Here is a 20,047-nt window from a genome sequence, read left to right as displayed (position 1 = left end):
GCCCGTCGAACATCTCCTGGGACGCAGACTGGGACTAGACATCAGCGTGGCTGCCGCGCCGCTTCGCGACCGATGCCGAGTACGGCCAGGCCGAGGCCGAGGCACTTTGGACCGCTGTGCAACCGGCATGTTCAATTAGGTCATGCAGGATCGCATGTCCGATGGCCGCCCCATCCGAGGCCCGAAGGACCTGGCTCACTTGCGCGTAGCTCCCTCTGGAATGTGCTGGTGGTGCCAGGCCCGTCCGGCGACGACTGGCGAGCACAAGTTCAAGCGTGCTGATTTGACTCGATTGATGGCCGACGGCGAGCCATTGCTGTGGGGGGATGGCGATGGGAATACCCGTGAGATCAGGGGCAGAAGTGGCGTCACCCGGGACCGCTATGGGGTCGTCAAGTTCCCCAAATCATTGTGCGAGCCTTGCAACAATAAGCGCTCCAAGCCCTTCGACAATGCCTACGACATATATTCAGAGTACGTAGACCGCACCTGGCTACGTATCATGCCTGGGATCGATTTCCAACAAGTTTTCGGCGCAGACTGGGAGGCCAGAACCCTGAATCTCGCGCGTTACTACGGCAAACACTTCGGCTGCCGCATGGTGCGCGCCGGGTTCCCGATACCCGACTCTCTCCGCGAGTTTCTCGACGGCGCCACAGATATGCCGGACGCCCACATGGGATTGATCACAACAGACTCAATCCATGCTCGCTATAAGGGCGGTCTCTCCATAAGTCCGGACTTCGTGGAGGCAGACAGGAACCTCACCCGGCTGAAGCGGTATGTGCTTGCCGCCTATATTGGCTCTATCGGCGTCCGGTACGAGTGGAGGGAGGAAGGATTCACCGAGCGATCACAGTTCTTCCACTATCCGCGTCCCGTCATCAACTGCTTCAAAGATGAGATCGCCGTATGCGAAGGCCGCACCCGCCGGCCCGGTTGGTTTGCGTCGTTGCTGCAGTGGGCGAACCGGCCAAGCTCATGACACTATCGCCACCCACAGCCTGGCCTGCCGCATCGTGCGAGGCCTCGACGATCCAGCACCCACCGGGACGGTTCCGGTGCGCACGCTCGGTGTCAACGAGTCGGCACCCACTCATCGCGCTTCTGGGAGCGGAACCTGCTCTGGGTGTTCCGGATCCGCTGCCCGGCAGCCACTTGGCGGAGACGGTCGTCGCGGAGCCGCCATACCTCGCCCGTGCGGGCGAGCGCGACGATGACGCTGTAGCCAAATGACAACACCTCGACCCGCACCGGTTGGACCAGGCGGTCTCGGCATTGGGTGCGGACTACCTGTGCACCAGCACGGGCGAAAGCACCGTGGTGGACGTCGAGAAACACAGAAGCCCAGGCCGATGACCTGGGCTTCCGTACTGAGCCGCCTGACGGAATCGAACCGTCGACCTACGCATTACGAGTGCGTCGCTCTAGCCGACTGAGCTAAGGCGGCAACGCTACAGAAGTGTACGGCATGCCCCGCGATCGTCCGCCGTGGGTGGCCCCCGGGCGCGCCGAACCGGACAGGCGATGTCATACCTCCGGGCTACTCTGCCATGCGTGACCGATCAACAGCCTTCCCGGCGTCCCCGGCCGCGGGCTGCCGAGGCCGAGCCGTCCCGTGCTCGGCGACCGGTGAGCATGGATCCCCCCGAGCTCGGGTTCAAGCCCCGGCGGCCGGTCGGCTGGCTGGCGCCGTTGCTGCTGCTCAACACCGGCCTGCGGACGTTGCTCGCGATCCTCTTCGGCGCCTATCTCGACAAGCGCGAGCTGCAGAACGCCATGCCCGGCGACTCCTTCGAGGAGCCGGGCACCGACGGCGAGTTGTGGCTCGACTACGTGGCCGACCTCGGTGACGGGTTCGACGCCACGTATTCGGTGGCTTATCTGCTGGCGCAGCCTCGGCTGGAGGTGGACGGGCGGGAGTTGCCGCGCGGTCAGGTGCTGCTCATGGGCGGCGATCAGGTCTATCCGGTCGCGAGCGGGGATGAGTACGAGAACCGTATGAAGGGTCCGTACCGGGCTGCGCTGCCCGAGCCGCCGGCCGATGGACCGCAGCCGACGCTGTTCGCGCTGCCCGGCAACCACGACTGGTACGACGGCCTCACCGCCTTCCTGCGGTTGTTCGCCCGCCGCCAGGACGGTCACATCGGCGGATGGCGTACGCAGCAGCGCCGGTCGTACTTCGCCGTGCGGCTGCCCGCGAACTGGTGGCTGTTCGCGATCGACGAGCAGTTCGGGGCGTACATCGACGACCCGCAGCTCGTGTATTTCGAGAAGGCCGCCCGGGCGCTCGGGCCCGATGACCGCATCATCCTCATGACGCCGTCGCCCACCTGGGTCAAGGCGGCGCGGAAGCCCGAGGCCTACGACGCGGTCGACTACTTCATCCGCACCATCCTGGCCCCCAGCGGCGCCCAGGTGCGGCTGCTCGTCTCCGGCGACCTGCACCACTATGCGCGCTACTCCGGCGACGACCGGGAACTGATCACGTGCGGCGGCGGGGGCGCGTACCTGTTGGCGACACACCAGTTGCCGGGTGCTCTGACCGTACCGCCGAAGGAGACCTTGACCCGCAGCGCGAGCCGCAGCCGGACCTACGACCTGGTGTCTCGTTTCCCGAGCGCGGCGGATTCGCGCCGCATGAGCTGGGGCGCCTTCCGCAGGATTCCCGCGCGCAACCCCGGTTTCGCCACCATGCTGGGCCTGCTGCACACGCTCACGATGCTCGCGATGGCCGGCGCGGCCAGCCAGGGTGGCATCTTCCAGCGCCTGTTCAGCATCCCGCTGGTGTTCATGCTCGTGCTGATACTCGTCGGCGCTGTCCTGTTCGCGCAGCCACCCGGCGCGGGACAAGCCGAACACGTGCGGCACTGGATCTTCGGCCTGCTGCACGGTTTCGCCCACATCGCCCTCGCCGCCGGCGGCACCTGGGTGTGGCTGAGGCTGCCGTTCCACGACTGGGCCTGGCCCGGACCCCTCGTCGCCGCAGCGGTCCTGTACGGGCCGGTGATCGCGTTCGTCGCCACTCAGATCCTCGCGCTGTACCTGGTGATCGCGGGCTTCTTCGACGTCAACGTCAACGAGCTGTTCGCGGGCCAGGGCATCGAGGACTCGAAGAGCTTCCTCCGGCTGCACATCGCGGCCGACGGTTCGCTGACGGTGTACCCGATCGGCGTGGACCGCGTCTGCCACTCCTGGACGGCCGACCCGGGCGGCCCGCCGGACAGCCCCTGGTTGCAGCCGGCGGATCCGCTGACGGTACGGCTCATCGAGCCGCCGGTACTGGTGGACGGCCCGGCGGCGGTCTCAGCCCCCGGCCCTGCCACGGCAGGCGGATCGACGGCGCCGGACGCACCGCACGGCCCACAGGACGGAGGCACGCTGCCGCAGACCCCCTAGGTCGCGGGCGCGCGGGCGGCGGGTTCGGTCAGACGTAGTGCTCGTCGTGGGCCTGGCGGGGGCCGCAGACCGAGGCCCGGCTGCACGAGCAGCGCGAGCCGTCAGCGTCCATGCGGACCACCACGGCGTCCTTCGGCACGCTGTGCGCCACCACCCGGCCGTCGCCCTCCGGGGTGCTGACCCGGCTACCGACCGCCGGGGCGGATGCCTGGAATTTCTGGTACAGCGGGTGCTCGTACTTGAGGCAACACATCAGGCGGCCGCATGCGCCGGAGATGCGCAGCGGGTTGAGCGGGAGGTCCTGGTCCTTGGCCATGCGGATCGTGACCGGCTCGAAGTCGGTCAGGAACGTGGCGCAGCACAGGTCGCGGCCGCAGGAGCCGATGCCGCCCTGGACGCGGGCCGAGTCACGGGCGGACAGCTGACGCAGCTCCACGCGGCAGTGCAGGGTGGCGCCGAGGTCGCGGACCAGCGAGCGGAAGTCGACACGGTGCGGGGCGGTGAAGTAGATCGTCGTGCGGGCCGCGCCCGTACCGGCCTGGTCCAGAACGTGGTCGACCGCTACCACCTTCATCGGCAGCTCGTGCTGCTTGATCAGCTTCTTGGCCGCGACCTTCGCCTCGGCCTTTCGTTTTCTCAGCAGCTCGTCTCGGCGCAGGTCACGCTCGTCGGCGAGACCGGCGACCTTGGGGAAACCGCTCGTGTCCTCGCTGACCCATTGCGCCGCCCAGACGCACTCCGCCACCTCGGGGCCGTCGTCGGTCGGGACCAGGACCCGGTCACCGACCTGGGGCGAGAAGTCGCCCGGGTCGAGGTAGTAGAGGCGGCCGTACCGGTTGAAGCTGACCGCGCACAGCATGCCCATGGCCCCAGCCTACGGCGACGGACCGGACGTGCGAAATGCCACAGAACGACATAGATCCGCGCAACCCCCCGCATCGAGCCTCGTTGGGCAGTCCCGTAGACGCCGCTCGCTGCGGCAATCCTTGGGGGAGGAAACTTTCATGGCATCCGCCGTGCCCGTACGCGATGATCTTGCACAGCCCGCCACGCCCGCCCGGCACTCCCGGTCGTGGATGACCCAAGCGCCGGCAATCGTGCGATTCGACCGCGGTCGGCGACTCGGCCACCTCGCCGCCGCAGCCGGGCGCAAACGGTCGGCCGCAACAGAAACGCAGCTGACCATGGCTGCGGAGGCGGACTTGACGACCGTCGATGCGACGAGCAGCGCGGGCGTCGGCGGGAATGCCGCAAGCGGCGGGGTTCCGGCCGGCGGCCGGGCGGCGGCAAGCCGGGCGGCGGCAACCCGGGCGGCGGCAACCCGGGCGGCGGCAACAGCGGGCCACGCGGCCGCCGCGTGCGCGTCGCCCGCCAGCGCGGCGGCCGGCGTGCGTACGGAAGGCGGCGCGGCTGCATCGCCGGGTGCGGCGGCCGGCGTGGGTGCGGGAGGCCGCGGGGGTGCGGGTTCGCGACGACGGCGGGTTCTCGTTGCGGCCGGGGCCGTCGGGGCGGTCGGGATGCTCGCCGTGCCGCTGCCGGCCGGTGCTGCGCCCGCACCCTGCGAGCAGGCCGAGCGGTACGCGGCACAGTCCGGCAGCCAGATTCTTCGGCTGAATGCGCTCGGGGCCGCCGATGGCAAACCGGCCTCGGAGATTCATGTCGGTGACGCCAAGTCGGCGATGGTGGCGCAGGCTCCGGTGAGTTCGGCGGCCGTGGCGCGCATGATCGACGCCGTCGGCGCGCCCGAGGGCCTGTCGGAGGCGCTGCAGCAGCAGGCGCCGCCCACGAACAACAAGCCCAACCGCCGCGCCACCGGCGCCGCCGACACCGGGCCGATCAGCCTGGGCGACGGCACGCTGACCACTCACGCCCAGTGGGAAGCCGGCATGGCCTGCGGCGCCACGGACGGTGAAGTGACGCGGGCGACGGCCCGGCTTCGTGACGCCGGGATTCTCGCGGACGGTGACTCGGCGCTGGTGCGCGTACCCGGCAAGGTGGAGAGCGAGAGCACGACCGAAGTGGAGCGGCACGGCGCGGCTGTGGCGACCGTGGCGTCCGCGGGTCTCGAGGCGGGAACGTTCGAGCTGCTCGACGGGGCGGTGAAGGTCGCGATCCGCAAGGCGCCGTCGCTGCGGGCGAGCATGTCCATGAAGGATGGTGGCGAGGTCCGCTACATCCCGGCCACGGTCGAGGTGTCCGGCGAGGGCTTCAAGACCGAGCGGCTCGACACTGCCGGTGACGAAATTGAGGTCACTCTGCACGAGCCCACGAAGGAGGCGACCAGCGAGGAGTCCGGTACCGCCCCGTCCGGGCTGCTCGGAGCGCTCGGCAAGACGCGGCTCCTGGGGGGTGGTGACGGTGCCCCGCTCCCCGGCGTACCCGAATTGCCGCAGGTCACCGAGCCCCGCACCGAGACCGCGCCGGTCGTCGAACCCGGCACCAAGGTCCGGATCTCGCTCGGCGAGGTGCGCCAGGCAGCCCGAGGCCGCGCGATCGCGGCCCGTGCGTCCGCACTGTCGGTGACCATCACGCAGGGTGGGCCGGACGACCGCACCAAGCCCGGGTACGGCGGGAGCGACGCGGCCGTGCTCGACTTCGACATGGGCGTCCTCGAAGCCGCCGCCGTGGCCCCGGAAACGGCGGGAGGCGTGTCGGGCGCCGAGGCAGCCGGCGAGGGTGGCGGCCTGCCGATCACCGGGCCGCGGGTCGACGTGATCGCGTTGAGCGGCGTGGCATTGCTGATCGCGGGTACGGCGGCGCTGATCTTCGGCATGCGGGGGCGCTCGCGATCGTGACAGGGCGCGGCGGCGCGGCGGTGCGGTGCGGGGATTCCGGGTACGTCGCTCCTGAGCGCGGCGGTGCGGGGCTCCGGCTCGCGGAGCCGGCACGGTGGCGGCTGAGCCCTGTGGCGGCGGGGTTCCGGGCCGCGGTGCGCACTCGTGCAGATTTCCCGCCGCGGCTTGGACGGGCTTCGATATGGGCCGTCGAGGTGACGGGAATCGACCGACGGCCAAGGACGGGTACGCCGCTCGGGCCGTCCTGATTCGACCGAGCGGCTCGTTCCGCGCCAGGGGAGGCGACAAAGCCGCGCGGGAGGCGTTGAGTGGGAGCTGAGCCTGCGGGGGGTGCAGGAGGTCACGGCGTCGCTCTCGGAACCGGTAACCGAGTGCGGCGCCGTTGCCATGTCCACGGCTTGAGAGATCGCCATTCCCCGGGACTTCATGGTCACCGCACCGCAGCGACCGGCTCCGCCAAGGCCGCCGACGTGTGCAGCAGCTCAGTCGCCTGGTCGTACGCGTCCGCCACCGTGCGGAGCACCCTCTCCGCGACCGTGGCCGCGGCGGCCAGCTCCCGCGGCGCAGTGACGTCCACTTTGTCCCCGGCCAGGGCCACCGCCTCGAGCGAGCCGAGAATGTCGGCGAGGACAGCGGCCACACTCTCTCGCGTGTGATGCATCCAGGCGATCAGATCATCGGCGAGGTCGGCGGAGGCCTGGAGGAGTTCGTCCAGGCTGCCGGGTTCGCCGCTCAGATGGGTGGCCGTCCGCATGCGCACCCGGTCGTAAGCCTCCGCGGCTATGCCCGACCAATCTCCCGGCGCCGGTAGCGACCCGGCGAGCACCGCGTAGGCCCGCGCGTCCGCGCGCAACTCAGGTGCCGCGTCCACGAGGTCGGCCGGTCGCAGTGCCGCGACAGCGCGCACCGCGTCGCCCGGGAGCAGCCGTACGCGGCGCAGCTGCGTCCACACCTCATCGCCGGGCGGGGCCCCGCCGCCGGAGATCGTCGCGTCGACCCGGCGCAGGAGCGGGCCGGCCGTCTCCAGCAGTTCGTTCAGCCGGTCCATCACGGCACCCGTCTCACCACGGCGTACATCAGAATCCCCGGCGCACGCGACGGGCCGTTTCGTCGTCGGTCTCCGCGTAGGTCTTAGCGGTCAGTCGTACGTCGGCAGCAAGGTCCGTCAGGTCCTTCGCCGCCTCGGCAGCCTCCCGCGCCCGCGCGGCGAGCACAGCGGCCCAGCGGTCGTGCAGTTGTCTGCCCACCCGGCCGGGCACGCCCTCGTCGCTCGCCCCGAAGGCCCCAGACGACGCGGCATGCGCCGGCAGCGACCGGTCCACTGTGGTCAGCGCGTCGGCCGCGGACTCGAGGCGCTCGGCCAGCTGTTCCATCAGTGCTCCCCCAGCGAGCGGAAGGCGCCGAAGATCTCGTCGTGCAGTTTCTCCCTGGCCCAGCGGGCCGCTTCGGTAGCATTCGTGACCACTGCCTGCACCTCCCGGGCCAGGTCTGTCGCGCTGCGTTGTTGCAGGTTGCCGCGGATGCGAACGTCGGTGATGTCGCCGGCCGCGGTCACCAGCACCTCGACCGTGTCATCCGGGGAATGGACCGAGACGACATGGGCCGCGACCGCCTTGTCGAACTCGGCCCGCAGGACGTCGAGGCGGCGGTAGCGCTCGATCGCCTCGTCGATCCACGCCTCGTCGATCTCGCGGGGCATCGTCGGCTCCTTACCGGGCGTACCGCAGTGATTGCGTTCCGGCACCGAACCGTACCCGGTCCGGCGACCGCCGCGCATCCCCTTCCGCCGTCCCTTGTGGATAACTGCCCTCGCGGACCGGCGCGGATCCCTGCTGTGGATAACCCGAGCCGACGGCCGCGACTCTGGAAGACTTCCAGTCAGCTCGGCGCAAGAAGGAGGGTCAATCCCATGGCAAAGAGCAGATCAGCTTGTCTCCTCGATCGAGGAGACGGCCGCTCCCGGAGCAGAGAAGAGCTCAGCCCTTCCACAGGGTGAGCATCATCGCCTCCACCGCGATCTTCGGCTTGACGTTCAACTCGATCGCTTCCCGGCAGGCAAGCACCGCTTCGAGCCGTCGCAGCGTGCTCTCCGGTGACCACTTGCCCGCGGCCGCCTCGGACTGCGCAGCGGTGTCGGTGTGCACGACCGGCACGGGCGCCCGCAGGTTCGTCACGAGCACGTCACGGTAGAAGCCGGCGAGGTCGACGAGCGCGCGGTCGAGTGCGTCGCGCTGGGAGCGGGTGAGGCGGGACTTCTGGCGCTTCTCGAGCTCCTTGAGCTGGCCGGCCGCTCCGCGCATCGCTCCGGCTGCGCCTCTGCCCGTGCCGCCGGCTCCGAGGGCTTGTTCGAGGGCCGCGCGTTCCGTGCTGTCGGTTTCGGTCAGGGCGGCCACGGCTTCGGCCTCCGCGGCCTCGATCAGTGCCGACGCGGCGTCGAAGCAGGCGCCGACGCCGGTCAGGCGACGCGGAACGGTCAGGACCGCCTCGCGGCGTTTGCGGGCGTCCGGGTCGTGGGCGAGACGTTTGGCACGACCGACGTGACCCTGCGCCGCCGCCGCGGCCCACGAGGCGACGTCGGGGGCGATGCCGTCCCGGCGTACGAGGACCTCGGCCACCGCCTCGGCCGACGGCTGCCGCAACGGGACGACGCGGCAGCGCGACCGGATCGTCACCGAGATGTCGTCGGGGTGAGTGGACGGCGTGCAGAGCAGGAACACCGTACGCGGAGGGGGCTCCTCGATGGCCTTGAGCAGAGCGTTGCCGGCGGCTTCCGTGAGGCGGTCCGCGTCCTCGATGACGACCGCCTGCCACCGGCCGCCGGACGGGGCGCTGCCGGCGCGGAGCACGAGCGCGCGCATCTCGTTGACGCCGATCGACAGGCCCTCCGGCACGACGTACCGGATGTCGGCGTGCGTGCCGCCGAGGGCAGTGCGGCACCCGTGACACTCGCCGCAGCCGATGCCGTCGCGTTCGCACTGCAGGGCCGCGGCGAAGGCACGCGCCGCCACGGACCGGCCGGAGCCGGGCGGGCCGGTGAAGATCCACGCGTGCGTCATCGCCCCCGCGGCGATGTCGTCGCCGGCCACGATGCGCGCGGCGGCCGCTGCGGCGCGGCTCAGGGTGGCAACGGCCTCGTCCTGCCCCACCAGGTCGGCGAACACGCTCATGGCGTCGATTCTCGCTCGCTCATCGGCGCTCGCCCACCTGGTCGTCTGCCGCAGCGGCTTCGGCATCAGTCGCGGCCGCTCCGGGCCCGGAGCCGGCCGCCGCCGTACCGGCATCCGGACCGGCCGCTGCCACATCGGCATCCGGGCCGGCCGCTGCCACATCGGCATCCGGGCCGGCCGCTGCCGCATCGGCATCCGCGTTGAGCGGCGCGCTGTCGTCGGCAACGGCGTGATTGCCGGTCATCTCTTCGAGGACCTCCAGCGGCGTCTCCACGTCCGACGCCGGAGGCGTCGCAGCCGGCGACGAATCCGCAGGCGGGTCCGAGGCTGGAGACGCCGATGTCGCGCCGTGCCGGGGAGGAAGAACCTGCGTCGCGTCAGGCGAAGCGACAGCCTGCGTCGCCTCGGCCGCCGTCACCGCCTGGGTCGCCGTCATTGCCTGGGTTGCCTCGGCCGGGTTCACGACCTGGGTCGCCTCGGCGGACGGGATGACTTGCGTCGCCTCCGGCGACGCGACCGATGACGGCGAACCGGCCGGGAGGATCACCGCCGTTTCATCCGGACCGCCCACCGACCGCACCACCACGGTCTCGTCGGACTCACCCGCACCCCGCGGCATCGCCACGGTGCTGGACGAGTCAGCACCGCCGTCGGGCATCGGCATCGTGCGGGCAGCACCGCCGTCGGGCATCGGCATCGTGCGGGCAGCACCGCCGTCGGGCATCGGCATTGTGCGGGAGGACTCGTCCGAGGGCATCGGCACCGTCCGTGACGGGTCCGTGCCCGCTTGCACGACCTGCGTCTCGTTCGGGTCCGCGCTTCGCGGACCGCCCGGTTCCGCGTGGTGGTCCTCGCCGGTGAGCAGGGCGTTCACCCTGACCGTCACCGCATCCGCGATCTCGTCCATCGGCCGGGCCGCGTCCAGGACCAGGTAGCGCTTCGGGTCCGCCGATGCGAGGTCGAGGAAGGCATAGCGGACGCGTTCGTGGAAGGAGCGGGATTCGCTTTCGAGGCGGTCCGTGCCGAGGCCGCGGCTGTCGACCCGGCCGAGGCCGACCGTGGGGTCGACGTCGAGCAGGACGACGAGGTCCGGTTTGAGCCCGCCGGTCGCCCAGGACGACAGCCAGGAGATCTCCTGGACCGGCAGGGTGCGGCCGGCGCCCTGGTAGGCGAGGGACGAGTCCACGTACCGGTCGCTGATGACGACCGCTCCGCGTTCGAGGGCCGGTCGCACCACAGTGGCCACGTGGTGGGCGCGGTCCGCCGCGTAGAGCAGGGCTTCCGCTCGGGGTGAGGGCGCGTCGGTGTCGGAACCGTGGGAGAGGACGAGGCTGCGGATGCGGGCGCCCACGTTGGTCGCGCCCGGTTCGCGGGTGACCACCACGTCGTGGCCGGCCTCGCGCAGGGCCTCCGAGAGGCGGGTGACCTGGGTCGACTTTCCGGCTCCCTCGCCGCCTTCGAAGACCACGAAGATTCCCGTACGTGTGAAAGGCTCGGCCGGCGACAGCGGACGCCCGCGGACCGCGCCCCACAGGTCCGCCAGGACCGATACGCCGTGCTTGTCGTCCATCTGGCGGAATGCGCTGATGCCTGTCCACACCCCGATCGCGCCCGCGACGAGGAGCAGGACGCGGGTGGACGAGATGTCGACGGAGAAGTCGCCGGCGCGGACCGTGCGGCTGCTGCCGAGGCCGACGAGGACGCCGGCCAGCGAGATCGCGAGGAGCAGGACGAGCCGGGCGCCGATCTGGACGACGGCGAACACCCGGCCGCGGACCTCGTCGCCGACCTGGCTGCCGAGGAGGGTGACGCCGGCGAGGAACGCCATGCCCGCGCCCGCGCCGACGAAGAGCGCGCCGAACAGCGCCATGGACAGGTGGAAGGCGACCGACAGGAACGCGACCGAGCCGCTGGCGAGCACGATGCTCATGCCGAACCAGCGGCGCCGCGAGAGCTCCTTGACGATCATCGGGCCGAGGCCGATGCCGAGCGCCAGGCCGATGAAGAGGGTCGCGAAGAGCAGGGAGAACGCGGCGTCGCCGGCGCCGAGGGAGGCGGTGAAGAAGCGGGCCGTGCCGATGACGATGCCGGCGCCCGCGAACGCGCCGAAGATGCCCAGCACGAGGCCGCGGACGAAGGGTGTTCCGCCGATGTAGCGCCAGCCCTCGGTGAACTGACGCCACATGCTCTGTTCGGCGTTCTTCTCCTGGCGTTCGCGGCGGCCCGCGCTGATCTCCTTGATGCCGAAGAACACCACCGCCGCCGTGGCGGCGCGGGAGAACGCGTTGATGTAGAGGGCGATCTGTACCGGTTGGGCCCAGTCCGGCAGCCCGCCGATCGGACCGCGGACCAGGCCGTCGAGCGCCGCCAGCGCGAGCGCGGCCAGGATCGGGGTGATGCCGTACGTGGTGATCAGCGTGAGCTGGTTGGAGACCTCGAGGCGGCCCTTGGGGATGAGGTTGGGGACCGCGGCCTCCTTGGCCGGGATCCACATCAGCGTGATCGCCTCGCCGATGAAGGTGGCGATCACCGCCCAGGTGACCGTGAGCCCGCCGGAGTCGCTGAAGAGCGCCACCACCGGGATCGAGCCGTAGAAGAAGAAGCGCAGGATGTCGCAGATGACCATGGTGTAGCGCCGGTCGAACCGGTCGGCCATCACCCCGGCGAGCGGCCCGAGCAGCAGGCCGGGCAGGAGGCGTACGGCGATCGTGCTGCTGAACGCGGTGCTCTGCCCGACGGCGCCCTCGACCTGCTGGGAGGCGAACAGCGCGGTGGCGAGCGTGCCGATCCAGTCGCCGAACGAGGCCACGCTGAGCACCAGCCAGAGCCGCCGGAACGGGCGGATCCGCAGCACGGAACGCAGGGCCGCGACCCCGGAGAGATCCACGGGGGCGGCGTCGCGTGCCGAGCTCGTTTCGGTGTCGATGACCTTACCTCCGGCTAGTCCACTGCCCGAAGCACTCTAACGGGCGCTTGCAGCTCACCGCGGGTGCGCTCGTTCGAGTGGCGCATAAATGAAGGTGTTTCGCATTGGCGGATCAGCGGATAGGTTGCCCCTGTGACCGCTGGACGCGCATTGCAGAAAAAGCTCGACCAGGCCACCGCCCACCTCGAGACGCCGCTGGCCGCGGTCGACCTGGCGGCCTTCGACGCCAACGCCGCCGCGCTGTCGGTGCGCTCGGCCGGCAAGCCCATCCGGGTCGCGAGCAAGTCCGTCCGCGTCCGCGCCCTGCTCGAACGCGTCCTCCAGCGCCCCGGCTGGTCCGGGGTCATGGCGTACACGCTGCCGGAGGCGATCTGGCTGGTCCGGTCCGGGGTCAGCGACGACGTGCTGGTCGCGTACCCGACGGTGGACCGGGCCGCGATCGCCGAGCTGACCGCCGACCCGGCGTTGGCCGCCGCCATCACCATCATGGTCGACCATCCGTCGCACCTGGACCTGGTCGACGCGGTGACGTCGCCGGGCCGGCGTCCGGACGTACGGCTGTGCCTCGAGCTGGACGCGTCGTGGCGACCGGCCGGGCCGCTGCACGTGGGCGTACGTCGCTCCCCCGTGCACTCCGCAGCGCAGGCCGGCGCGCTGGCCCGCCGGCTGGTGGCCCGCCCCGGATTCCGGCTGGTCGCGATGATGGCGTACGAGGCGCACATCGCCGGCGTCGGCGACGCCCCACCCGGGCAGGCGCTGCGGGCGCGGGCGATCCGCATGATGCAGCGACGCGCCCTGCCCGAGCTGCTGAAGCGGCGGATGGCCGCCGTCGAGGCGGTCCGGGAACACGCCGACCTGGAGTTCGTGAACGGCGGCGGCACCGGCAGCATGGCCGCGACCGCCGCCGACCCGTCGATCACCGAGATCGCGGCCGGCTCCGGCTTGCTCGGGCCGACGCTCTTCGACACGTACCGGACTTGGCGGCCCACACCGGCCGCGTTCTTCGCCCTGTCGGTCGTCCGCCGTCCGGCGCCGCGGATCGCCACGGTGCTCGGCGGTGGCTGGATCGCCTCGGGACCGACCGGGCCGTCGCGCCAGCCCACCCCGTGGCTGCCGGAGGGCCTGCGCTTCCGCGGCGACGAGGGGGCGGGCGAGGTGCAGACGCCGCTGGTCGGCCCGGCCGCGGACGAGCTACGGCCCGGCGACCGGGTGTGGTTCCGTCACGCCAAGGCCGGCGAACTGTGCGAGCACGTCAACGAGGTGCACCTCGTCGACGGCGACACGGCCACGCCGGCCCCGACGTACCGGGGCGAGGGGTATGCGTTCCTGGGTTGAGGCGTCAGGCCGGAACGTGGCGGTGCAGGTATTCGCGGATCAGCGCCTTGGCCTCGATGAGCACGGCCTCGTCGCCGGCCGGGTCGCGCCGGAACGCGAGCTTGATCAGCGCGTCCGCCGCCTCGACCGCGATCAGCAGCGCGAATCGCAGCCGCGTGCGATCCATGAGCTGAAACTGGTCGACCAGCAGCTCGGCCAGCCGGTCGCCGATGACCGCGTTGTTGTCCCGCTCGGCGTCCAGCAGGTGCAGGTCGACCACGTCACCGAAGTGCAGCGTACGGAAGCCCGGCACGCTCCGGTGCATGTGGATGTACGCGTCTATGGCCGCGTCCACGCCGTCCCACCAGTGGGCGAACGTCTCGTTGGCGAAACGCGCCGACAGACTTTGCAGGTACGCGTCCATGTTGCGCATGGCGAGCGCCTGGACGATGGCCCGCTTGTCCGGGAAGAACTGGTAGACCGAGCCGATGGCGACCTCGGCCCGCTCGGCGAGCAGGGTCGTGGTCAGGCCTTCGTACCCGACCTCGTCCACCAGCTCGGCGCAGGCGTCGAGCATGCGCTGGACCCGGGCAACGCTTCTGCCCTGCACGGGGACGCGCCGCAGCGGCCCGGTGGTGACGGTTGGTGTCGACACGCGTCGCCACTCCCTCTCAGCGGTGATAATGAGCACTCTTCACGACCGCGGACGGACCGGCCCGGGACTACGCGTACGCGGAGCCGAGGAAGGTCACGAACAGCACTCAATCGGAACGTTACTCGGATCAACGAGCGAGACGCATCGACGGGACGCCGGGGACACGCGGTATCCCCGGTTTTGTGCGACTGTCCGCTCGTCGGGAGGACAAGGCCGTAATGACCAGTGACAACGCAGCCCCCGCCGCGTCCCCCCGATGGCACAACTGGGGCGGCAACCAACAGTCCGTAGCCGCCGGCATCCTGATGCCCGGGTCCGCCGAGGAGGTGGCGGCGCTCGTCAAGGAGGCGGTGGCCGGCGGGCGCCGGGTCAAGGCGGTCGGCAGCGGGCACTCCTTCACGGGCATCGCCGTCGCTGATGACCAGCGGATGCTGCTGCACCGGTTGGCCGGCCTCGTCGCCGTCGACGGCGACCTCGTCACGGTTCAGGCCGGCATGCCCCTGCACCGGCTGAACGCCGTGCTGGCCGAGCACGGGCTCGCCATGCCCAACCTCGGCGACATCGACCGGCAGACCGTCGCGGGCGCGATCTCCACGGGTACGCACGGCAGCGGACAGGCGTACTCGACGCTCGCCTCGACGGTCGAGGCAGTGACGCTCGTCACAGGATCCGGCGAGGTGCTGCGCATCGACTCGTCGTCCGAGCTCTTCCCCGCGGCGCGACTCGGTCTGGGCGCCCTCGGGGTGCTGGTCGAGGTGACGCTGCGGTGCGTACCGGCATTCGTGCTGCTCGCCGACGAGCGGCCGATGCCCCTGCCCGAGGTGCTGGCCGGCCTCGACGAGCAAATCGCCGCCAACGACCACCTCGAGTTCTACTGGTATCCGTACACCGACCGGGCGCAGCTCAAGCGCAACAACAAGGTGCCGGTGTCCGACCGGCCGCTGTCGCCGTTCCGCAGCTGGCTCGACGAGGAGTTCCTCTCCAACACCGTCTTCCAGGGCGCTTGCAAGCTGGGTCAGAAGATCCCGGCGATCGTCCCGACGGTCAGCGCGGTCGCCGCGCGGGCCCTGACGGCCCGCACCTACACCGACCGGTCGGACCGGGTCTTCTGCACGTCACGCCGGGTGCACTTCGTGGAGATGGAGTACGAGATCCCGCGCGAGGCGCTGTCCGAGGCGCTGTCCGCGCTGCCCCGGATCATCGAGAGGTTGCCGTTCAAGGTGCAGTTCCCGGTCGAGGTGCGGTTCACCGGGCCGGACGACATCTGGCTGTCGCACGGGTACGGGCGCGACTCGGCGTACATCGCGGTGCACCAGTTCTCGGGCAGCCCGTACGAGCCGTACTTCCAGGCGTTCGAGGCGGTGTGCGAGCCGCTGGGCGGACGACCGCACTGGGGCAAACTGCACTATCGGAATGCGGAGTCGCTGCGGCGCGCGTACCCCCGCTTCGACGATTTCGTGGCCGTGCGTGACCGGCTGGACCCGGGCCGGGTCTTCACCAACCCCTACCTGGACCGGGTCCTCGGCGCCTGATTTCTGTCGTACCCGGCCCCTAGGTTGGGGCCATGAATCGCACCGACCGCCTGTACGCCCTGGTGGAGGAGTTGCGCGCGGTCGCGCCTCGGCCCCGCAGCGCCCGCTGGCTGGCCGGCCGCTTCGAGGTGAGCGCGCGCACGGTCGAGCGGGACATCGGCGCCCTGCAGCAGTCCGGCGTGCCGATCTACGCCGAGCCGGGTCGCACGGGTGGCTACTGCCTGGACAAGGCGCGCACGCTGCCGCCGGTCAACCTGACGCCGGGCGAGGCCGTCGCGATGGCGGTGGCGCTGCGGCGGATGGAGGGCACGCCGTTCCGCGCGGCGGCGGGCTCCGCGCTGCGGAAACTCGTCGCCGCGATGCAGGCCGACGACGCCGCGGCGTCCCACGATCTGGCCGGGCGCGTCCATCTGGTGGGTGATGCGGGCCCGGCTGCGCCGATCCCGCGCCTGGTGAGCGATGCCCTGGCGACCCGCCGCGTGCTCCGTATCCGGTACGGGGACAGCGAAGGCGCCGCCACCACGCGCGAGGTCGAGCCGCTCGGGTACGTCGGCAAGGAGGTCCACTGGTATCTCGTCGCCTGGTGCCGGATGCGCGACGCCCTGCGCGTGTTCCGCACCGACCGGATCACCTCGGTCTCGGTCACCGCCGAGGTCCCGGCGCCGCGGGTGCTGCGCCGGGAGGACCTCGACATCCCGTACGGGCCCGTCCATCAGGTCACTTTGGGCTGAAGACCGCGAAGTGGTTGCCGGAGGGGTCGAGCAGATGCGCGAACGTCACACCTACGGGGTTCACCTGCGGCGCCCGCTGCACGCGCCCGCCGGCTGCCTCGACGCGCCGGCACGTGTCCTCGACGTCGGCGACGAGCACCGTGAAGACGGCGTAGCCCGGCATCTCTCCGCGGGTGTGGAAGAGCCCGCCACGCATACTGCCGGTGCTGATCACCTGGTACGCCGGGTCCGTGCTGGCTGCGTCGTCGTGCGCGACGCTCCAGCCGAAGACGTCGCCGTAGAAGCGCTCCGCGGCCGCCGGGTCGTCCGTACCGATCTCGAACCAGGCGATGCCGTTGATCTCCGCCATGTGATCCCCCTCGATGAGTCGTGCCGGGCGTCTCCCGGCACGACCACTCTCGAGGTCCGCGGCGACAACCCCCTGTCGGTGTTTCGGCAGGAGATCGCGCCGGGTGGTTCAGTCGGCGGAGGCCGTGGCCTTCGCCGGGGCGGCCTTCTTCGCCGCGGCCTTCTTCGCGGCGGGCGCGGCGTTGGTCGTCTTGCGGGCGGTCGCCTTCTTGGCCGGCGCCTTCTTCGCGGCGGTCTTCTTGGCGGGCTCGGCCGCGTCGGCGGTCTTCTTGGCGACCGCCTTCTTGGCCACCTTCTTCTTCGGCGCCGGACCCTTCGCCCGCTTCTCGGCGAGCATCTCCGAGGCCTGCGCGACGGTCAGCTCCTCCGGCGTCTGCCCGCGCCGCAGCGACGCGTTGAACTCGCCGTCGGTCACGTACGGCCCGAACCGGCCCTCCTTGATCACCATGGGCTTCTCGGTGACCGGGTCGGGGCCGAGCTCGCGCAGCGGCGGCTTGGCCACGCCGCGCTGGCGGGTCTTCGGGGCGGCCAGCAGGGCCAGCGCCTCGTCCAGCGTGATCGTGAAGAGCTCGTCCTCGCGCTGCAGCGACCGCGAGTCGGTGCCGCGCTGCACGTACGGGCCGAACTTGCCGTTCTTGGCGACGATCTCCGCGCCCTCGGGGTCCTTGCCCACGACCCGGGGCAGGGTGAGCAGCTGCAGCGCCTGGTCCAGCGTCAGCGTCTCCGGCGACTGGGTGCGGAACAGCGACGACCGCCGCTCCCCGCTCTCCACGTACGGGCCGAAGCGGCCGGACTTGAGCAGCACCGGCTCGCCGGTCGACGGGTCCTCGCCGAGGCTCTTCTCCCCGCCGCCGCCGAGGAACAGCTCCTTGACCTTCTCGGGGGTCAGCTCGTCGGGCGCGACCCCGTCCGGGATGGAGACCCGGTCGTTCGGCGACTCCTCGGTGGCGTCCGGGAGCTGCCGCTGCAGGTAGGGCCCGTAGCGGCCGACGCGCACGACGATGTGCCGGCCCTCCTCGTCGTCGAAGAGCGGGATCGAGTTGATCGACCGCGCGTCGATGGCGCTGAGGTTGTCGGTGACCAGCTTGCGCAGGCCGCCCGCCTGGGCGATCGAGTCGTCCGGGTCGGCGCTCTGGCTGCCGAAGTAGAAGGCGCTGAGGAAGTCCAGCGAGGCGTGGTCGCCACCGGCGATGCCGTCGAGGTCGTTCTCCATCGCGGCGGTGAAGTTGTAGTCGACCAGCCGCGGGTAGTGCTTCTCCATCAGCCCGATCACGGCGAACGCGATGAACGTCGGGATCAGCGCCTGGCCGCGCTTCTCCACGTACCCGCGGTCCTGGATCGTCTGCATGATCGACGCGTACGTCGACGGGCGGCCGATGCCCAGCTCCTCCAGCGCCTTGACCAGCGACGCCTCGGTGTAGCGGGCCGGCGGGCTGGTGTGGTGGCCGACCGCGGCCAGTTCCTCGGCGGTCAGCGGCTGGTCCTTGACCAGGTTGGGCAGGCGGCGCTCGGCGTCCTCGGCCTCGGCGTTCTCGTCGTCGGACGACTCGACGTAGGCGCGCAGGAAGCCGGGGTCGGTGATGGTCTTGCCGGTCGCGGCGAAGTCGGCCTCCTCCTGCGTGGTGGAGATCGCCCGGATGCGCACGGAGATCGAGTTGCCGACCGCGTCGGTCATCTGCGAGGCGACCGTCCGCCGCCAGATCAGCTCGTACAGCCGGAACTCGTCGCCGGAGAGCTCGTTGGCCAGCTCGCCGGGGGCCCGGAACGTGTCGCCGGCGGGGCGGATCGCTTCGTGCGCCTCCTGGGCGTTCTTGACCTTGCCGGTGTAGCGGCGCGGCTCCGGCGGGACGCTGCGCTCGCCGTACAGCTCGGCGATCTGCCGGCGGGCGGCCGCGATGGCCGTCTCCGACAGGTTCACCGAGTCGGTACGCATGTAGGTGATGTAGCCGTTCTCGTACAGCCGCTGAGCGGTCCGCATTGTCTGCTGCGACGACATGCGCAGCTTGCGCGCCGCCTCCTGCTGCAGCGTCGAGGTGATGAACGGCGCGTACGGCCGGCGCCGGTACGGCTTCTCCTCGACCCGGGTGACCTGGAACGGGCGGTCCTCGAGCCGCGCGGCGAGCCCGCGGGCGCCGTCGCCGTCGAGGTGCACGACCGCCGCACCGGGCTTGATCCGGCCGGTGGTGGGCTCGAAGTCCTTGCCGGTGGCGATGCGGTCGCCGTTGAGCGCGATCAGCGTCGCCGAGAAGTTGCGCGGCCCCTCGGCCTTGCCCTGAACGGCCAGCTGCGCGTTGATGTCCCAGTACTCGGCCGTGCGGAACGCCATGCGCTGGCGCTCCCGCTCGACCACGATGCGGGTGGCGACGGACTGGACCCGGCCCGCCGACAGCTTCGGCATGACCTTCTTCCAGAGGACGGGGCTGACCTCGTAGCCGTACAGCCGGTCGAGGATGCGCCGCGCCTCCTGGGCGTCGACCAGATCCTTGTCGATCTCGCGCGGGTTGGCGACCGCGGCCTGGATCGCCGGCCGGGTGATCTCGTGGAAGACCATCCGCTTGACCGGGACCTTCGGCTTGATCGTCTCGACCAGGTGCCACGCGATGGCCTCGCCCTCGCGGTCCTCATCGGTGGCGAGGAAGATCTCGTCGACCTCCTTGGCCAGCTGCTTCAGCTTCGCGATCTGCTGGCGGCGGTCGGAGGAGACCACGTAGAGGGGGTGGAAGCCGTTGTCGACGTCGACGCCGAGCCGCGCCCACGACTCGCCCTTGTACTTCTCGGGCACCTCGTCGGCGTTCTTCGGCAGGTCACGGACATGGCCGAAGGAGGCCTCGACGAAATAGTCGGGCCCCAGGTAACCGGCGATCGTCTTGGCCTTCGACGGGGACTCGACGATGACCAGACGGGTCGTCCTGGCGTTACTCGGCACGGCACTCCCACACTTCGGTTCACTCGGCGGCCCGTCGCGGGACGGCAGGCACGCGGACGTTCAACGTAACGCGCCGGACGAGCTGGCATTCCCCGGGCAGACAGAAGTCGGATGGTAACGGCCCGGCCACCGCACGCGTCCGACGGCGACACCGTACACCGGGAACATGGCGTCGTGTCGTACACAATCGGGGAAGATCACGCAGCTGCGGCGCCCGGCCACAGCCGCGCGGGGGCCGCGGCGGGCCGTTCGCC

Annotated in this window: 14 protein-coding genes, 1 tRNA gene and 1 pseudogene; 6 read left to right on the top strand and 10 right to left on the bottom strand. The window is 70.9% G+C overall.

The features are described 5' to 3' along the window. Nucleotides 1-142 precede the first annotated feature (142 nt). Nucleotides 143-985, top strand: a complete 843-nt coding sequence (locus AB0K03_RS10060) for a hypothetical protein (protein ID WP_364682706.1) — start codon at nucleotides 143-145, stop codon at nucleotides 983-985. A 391-nt stretch (nucleotides 986-1,376) separates the two neighbouring features. On the opposite strand, the gene AB0K03_RS10055 is transcribed toward AB0K03_RS10060, so the two are convergent. After that, a tRNA-Thr gene (locus AB0K03_RS10055) sits at nucleotides 1,377-1,450 on the bottom strand. Between the two features lie 188 nt (nucleotides 1,451-1,638). Between AB0K03_RS10055 and AB0K03_RS10050 the strand changes: the two genes are divergently transcribed. After that, nucleotides 1,639-3,399: a metallophosphoesterase gene (locus AB0K03_RS10050; RefSeq protein WP_364682705.1), complete on the top strand. Its 1,761-nt coding sequence runs from the start codon at nucleotides 1,639-1,641 to the stop codon at nucleotides 3,397-3,399. A gap of 28 nt (nucleotides 3,400-3,427) precedes the next feature. Here AB0K03_RS10050 and ricT read toward each other — a convergent pair whose 3' ends face one another. Continuing rightward, complete coding sequence (gene ricT / locus AB0K03_RS10045; protein ID WP_364682703.1) at nucleotides 3,428-4,264, bottom strand: regulatory iron-sulfur-containing complex subunit RicT; 837 nt, start codon at nucleotides 4,262-4,264, stop codon at nucleotides 3,428-3,430. Here ricT and AB0K03_RS10040 point away from each other — a divergent pair. Beyond that, nucleotides 4,263-6,194, top strand: a complete 1,932-nt coding sequence (locus AB0K03_RS10040; protein WP_364682701.1) for a hypothetical protein — start codon at nucleotides 4,263-4,265, stop codon at nucleotides 6,192-6,194. The genes ricT and AB0K03_RS10040 overlap by 2 nt on opposite strands. Nucleotides 6,195-6,624: 430 nt before the next feature. On the opposite strand, the gene AB0K03_RS10035 is transcribed toward AB0K03_RS10040, so the two are convergent. The 5 genes and pseudogenes from AB0K03_RS10035 to tmk all read right to left on the bottom strand — a co-directional run. Next, a complete protein-coding gene (locus tag AB0K03_RS10035) occupies nucleotides 6,625-7,242 on the bottom strand; it encodes a hypothetical protein (protein ID WP_364682699.1) in 618 nt (205 codons plus the stop codon). Nucleotides 7,243-7,270: 28 nt separating this feature from the next. Then, nucleotides 7,271-7,567: a type VII secretion target gene (locus AB0K03_RS10030; protein WP_364682697.1), complete on the bottom strand. Its 297-nt coding sequence runs from the start codon at nucleotides 7,565-7,567 to the stop codon at nucleotides 7,271-7,273. Continuing rightward, complete coding sequence (locus AB0K03_RS10025) at nucleotides 7,567-7,893, bottom strand: YbaB/EbfC family nucleoid-associated protein (RefSeq protein WP_364682695.1); 327 nt, start codon at nucleotides 7,891-7,893, stop codon at nucleotides 7,567-7,569. Before AB0K03_RS10025 ends, AB0K03_RS10030 begins: the two co-directional genes overlap by 1 nt. Before the next feature lie 277 nt (nucleotides 7,894-8,170). Beyond that, complete coding sequence (locus AB0K03_RS10020) at nucleotides 8,171-9,361, bottom strand: DNA polymerase III subunit delta' (protein ID WP_364682693.1); 1,191 nt, start codon at nucleotides 9,359-9,361, stop codon at nucleotides 8,171-8,173. An 859-nt stretch (nucleotides 9,362-10,220) separates the two neighbouring features. Further along, a pseudogene (gene tmk / locus AB0K03_RS10015) lies at nucleotides 10,221-12,179 on the bottom strand (dTMP kinase); the annotation flags it as partial. A 240-nt stretch (nucleotides 12,180-12,419) separates the two neighbouring features. Between tmk and AB0K03_RS10010 the strand changes: the two are divergent. Further along, complete coding sequence (locus AB0K03_RS10010; RefSeq protein WP_364682691.1) at nucleotides 12,420-13,622, top strand: amino acid deaminase/aldolase; 1,203 nt, start codon at nucleotides 12,420-12,422, stop codon at nucleotides 13,620-13,622. Between the two features lie 4 nt (nucleotides 13,623-13,626). Here the strand turns inward: AB0K03_RS10010 and AB0K03_RS10005 are convergent, their stop codons facing one another. After that, nucleotides 13,627-14,256 (bottom strand): TetR family transcriptional regulator, encoded by a 630-nt coding sequence (locus AB0K03_RS10005; RefSeq protein ID WP_364682689.1) that lies wholly within the window; start codon nucleotides 14,254-14,256, stop codon nucleotides 13,627-13,629. Nucleotides 14,257-14,474: 218 nt separating this feature from the next. Here AB0K03_RS10005 and AB0K03_RS10000 point away from each other — a divergent pair, with 218 nt between their 5' ends. Continuing rightward, nucleotides 14,475-15,788, top strand: coding sequence for a D-arabinono-1,4-lactone oxidase (locus AB0K03_RS10000; protein WP_364682688.1), 1,314 nt, complete (start codon nucleotides 14,475-14,477; stop codon nucleotides 15,786-15,788). A gap of 32 nt (nucleotides 15,789-15,820) precedes the next feature. Continuing rightward, nucleotides 15,821-16,519, top strand: coding sequence for a YafY family protein (locus AB0K03_RS09995; protein WP_364682686.1), 699 nt, complete (start codon nucleotides 15,821-15,823; stop codon nucleotides 16,517-16,519). Here AB0K03_RS09995 and AB0K03_RS09990 read toward each other — a convergent pair. Both AB0K03_RS09990 and topA read right to left on the bottom strand, forming a co-directional pair. Further along, complete coding sequence (locus AB0K03_RS09990; RefSeq protein WP_364682684.1) at nucleotides 16,506-16,868, bottom strand: VOC family protein; 363 nt, start codon at nucleotides 16,866-16,868, stop codon at nucleotides 16,506-16,508. The genes AB0K03_RS09995 and AB0K03_RS09990 overlap by 14 nt on opposite strands. Nucleotides 16,869-16,976: 108 nt before the next feature. Then, a complete protein-coding gene (topA, locus tag AB0K03_RS09985) occupies nucleotides 16,977-19,793 on the bottom strand; it encodes a type I DNA topoisomerase (RefSeq protein ID WP_364682682.1) in 2,817 nt (938 codons plus the stop codon). Nucleotides 19,794-20,047 lie beyond the last annotated feature (254 nt).

Origin of the sequence: Actinoplanes sp. NPDC049316 (assembly GCF_040677315.1) — a bacterium.
GTDB lineage: Bacteria > Actinomycetota > Actinomycetes > Mycobacteriales > Micromonosporaceae > Actinoplanes.
This window is presented reverse-complemented; position numbering and strand designations above follow the sequence as displayed.